Below are 3,186 nucleotides of genomic sequence, written 5' to 3'. Positions count from 1 at the left end.
GATAAGAGAGACACAGTCTAAAACCCGGCGGTCCCCGCCACGACCATCACGGTCCTCAAAAGGACGCCCACCACACCCATCACGTTCATTAAAGCGGCGACCCCCACCACGTTCGTTGGGGTCATTGAAACGACGTTCGTAACCGCCACGCTCGCCACGATCATCAAACCTACGACCACCGCGATCATCACGATCATCAAAACGGCGACCACCACGATCGCCACGATCGTTAAACCTGCGATCCCCACCGCGACCATCACGGTCGTCAAAACGACGACCACCACCACGGTCCTGACGATCATTGAATCGCCTGTCGCCACCACGATCATTAAAGCGACGATCCCCGTCGCGGTCATCAAACCTACGACCACCACCATCGCCACGATCGTTAAACCTGCGATCCCCACCGCGACCATCACGGTCCTCGAAACGACGACCACCACGATCATTGCGGTCATTAAAACGACGATCCCCACCACGATCATTGCGATCATTGCGATCATTGCGATCATTGGAGCGGCGTTCATAGCCACCACGTGGCTTATCAGGTCCGCCGGAGCGAGATCCTCTACGTCTGTCTGAGGCAGATTCCCAGGAGCTACGACGACCTTCAGATTCGTCTTCGAAATTGTTGGACATTAGAGATCTCCACTCATTCAATTCTCAAAATACGGCCCATACGGCACGCGTCGCATACAACCTTAATGCAATTTAAGGCCTCACGATATTGCTCGTGCATGTTGATTCCAACACCGCGATCTTGCCCATATTGAAATTCCGGGCGTGTCTATGTCGGAACTAAATTGTGAGAGTAATCTAGCCAAGTAGGACAGGGCCCGACCGAGGTCGGGGCCCTGTGAGCTCAAGCTTTACTTGGCTGCCTCATGGTCAACAATCTCGTGAATCGAGTCCGCAACCTTGGGGAACAGTTCAATGTACTTGCCGAGGTAGAACTGGTACTCCTCGTGAACATCCTGACGCGGTTCGAGCGACTCACGCACGTGAACCATGTTGTCTGCTGCGTCTTCAAGGGACGAATAGACGCCCGCGCCAACGGCCGCCATCATACAAGAGCCCAGCACAACTGCGTCGCCAACCTCCGTCAGCGTGATCGGGACACCCGTCACGTCGGAGTGCATCTGCATGAAGTCACGACCGCGGGTCGCACCACCACAGGCCACAATCTCCTTAGGTTCGAAGCCCTGGGCCTGCATGACCCTCAAGTTATGCGCCGTGCCGTAGCAGATACCTTCTTGAATAGCCCGGTACATGTGCTCCGGTCCATGGTGGAGGGAAAGGCCATAGATATTGCCACGCGCCTTACCATCAACGTACGGGGTGCGGTTGCCCTGGAAGTACTCATTAATGATGAGACCGTCAGCACCGGGTGCCAGATGCTTCGACTGCTGGTTGAGCAGATCGTAGGCATTGAGACCGGCACGGTCGGCTGCCTGAACAAGGTCGCGAGCAAAGTTGTCCTTGAACCACTTCATGACAGAACCGGTCGAGACCTGCCCGCCTTCAACCGTGTACTGTCCTCGCACGACACCGTCCGTGTACGAACCAAAGAAGCCAGCACCGTGGATAGACTCCGCGGACTGACCGGTGATGACGTGGGAGGAGCCGGTGATGAGGGCGAGCTTGCCGGGAACAACAACGCCGAGACCGATCTGACCAGCCCATGCATCTGCCGAGCCTTGAGCGACGGGAATGCCCGGGACCAGTCCGAGAACGGTGGCTGCACGAGCGGAAAGCGTTCCAACGGACTCGCCGAGATCAACGACCTTCTCAGGAAGCTTTTCGAATATGTCACCGATACCGAGGTGCTCGTAGAGATCGACGGGCCAGCCACCCTCATCACGGTTGTAGTACATGCGCTGCGCGGCGGTATTGATGCTGAGTGTCCATTCCCCGGTGAGAATCCTGGTCGCCCAGTCGGTGGCGTCAACAATCCGGTAGGCACGCTCGTAAACGTCGGGCTCATTCTCCTTGAGCCAGGCGGCCTTGAAAGGGAACCACTCTGCTGATGCAGGAGCCGTACCGTCACCGTTGTACAGCTTCGCGACAGAGTCGGTCGACGAAATCTTGGCGGCTTCCTTTGTAGCTCGCACGTCCATCCACATAATCGCCGGACGCAACGGAGCAGCATGCTCATCCAATGCCAACACGGTTGAGGTCGTCGCATCATAGGAAATGCCAACGATCGACGAGGGAGAGATACCAGCGTTCGCCAGTGCCTTATGACTCGATGCCTCCAAGCACGTCAACCATTCATCCGGATCCTGTTCCGCCCAGCCCGGCCTGGGGTGGGTCGTCTTGTAGGGGGTGGCTGCGAAGGTGATGGGAGTACCTTTGGTATCGAAGATTGCGGCGCGAACGCTCTCCGTACCAAAATCAATTCCCAGCAAGTAACCGTCGGACGATCCTCTAATGTTCGACATTGAACAACCTTTCAGTAGGAGCCGGATGGCCGGCTTCTCAAATGTGCCTCTTCGTTAAGGCAGACCCAACACTTGGGCCTCACTAAGACATAGGTCATAGTGTGGTCATGACTATACCGGTACAGTCCAGGCGGGTCTATACGAAACGCAGAAGCGATCGGGACTAATACTGGAGGGTACTCTAGGGATGAAGAAACACCTGACGAGAAGCAATATGCCAAACACACATAGGTTACCGAGGGCAGATTTCTTCTTGACACGCTAAGGCAAAGACAAGCCGATCTTGCCGGGCACCTTTTAAGCAGCTGGCAGCAGAGGTCAGCAGATCGAGATCCCAAGTCAGCCGCTTCACCCTCAAGGACACAACGCAATTCCTCATTCACGTGTAACCAGGGAGCCAGACCCAACCGCGGCTCCCCGAAAACGGACGTATCCGGAACCTAACCAAGACCACCCAAGCCGTACGCTCAAGCCCGGACGACCCGTTTTCTATCGACAAGGACATGAAGCGGCTGCACAGCAGCCACATACATTGACTGACTTGATGTAAAAGGCGAGCTGCCCTCCGGCAGTCAAACAATTAGGGCCCCTGACAAAGTCAGGGGCCCTAATAATGAATAAATGGCGGCGGTGTCCTACTCTCCCACACCCTCCCGAGTGCAGTACCATCGGCGCTGGTGGGCTTAGCTTCCGGGTTCGGAATGAGACCGGGCGTTTCCCCACCGCTATAGCCACCGCCAAAAAC

2 protein-coding genes and 1 rRNA gene are annotated in these 3,186 nt (G+C 56.2%); all 3 read right to left on the bottom strand.

Translation table 11 applies throughout. The features are described from left to right. Window positions 1-17: 17 nt before the first annotated feature. The 3 genes from BN1241_RS00020 to rrf all read right to left on the bottom strand — a co-directional run bounded on the left by BN1241_RS00020 (window position 18) and on the right by rrf (window position 3,180). On the bottom strand, window positions 18-503 hold the full coding sequence (locus BN1241_RS00020) for a hypothetical protein (protein ID WP_222704340.1): 486 nt from the start codon (window positions 501-503) through the stop codon (window positions 18-20). 366 nt (window positions 504-869) lie between these two features. Beyond that, entirely contained in the window at window positions 870-2,441 is a 1,572-nt protein-coding gene (locus BN1241_RS00015) for an FGGY-family carbohydrate kinase (protein ID WP_054951727.1), read from the bottom strand. Between the two features lie 622 nt (window positions 2,442-3,063). Continuing rightward, a 5S ribosomal RNA gene (gene rrf, locus BN1241_RS00010) occupies window positions 3,064-3,180 on the bottom strand. Window positions 3,181-3,186 lie beyond the last annotated feature (6 nt).

The sequence above is a fragment of the Flaviflexus massiliensis genome (genome assembly GCF_001375495.1).
GTDB classification, from domain to species: domain Bacteria; phylum Actinomycetota; class Actinomycetes; order Actinomycetales; family Actinomycetaceae; genus Flaviflexus; species Flaviflexus massiliensis.
Note: the sequence above shows the minus strand (reverse complement) of the source record. Positions and strands in the feature narration are given on the sequence as shown.

Coding starts and splice junctions, on each gene's coding strand:
- BN1241_RS00020 (WP_222704340.1), bottom strand. CDS start 503: ATGATCGCAATGATCGCAATGATCGTGGTGGGGATCGTCGTTTTAATG.
- BN1241_RS00015 (WP_054951727.1), bottom strand. CDS start 2,441: ATGTCGAACATTAGAGGATCGTCCGACGGTTACTTGCTGGGAATTGAT.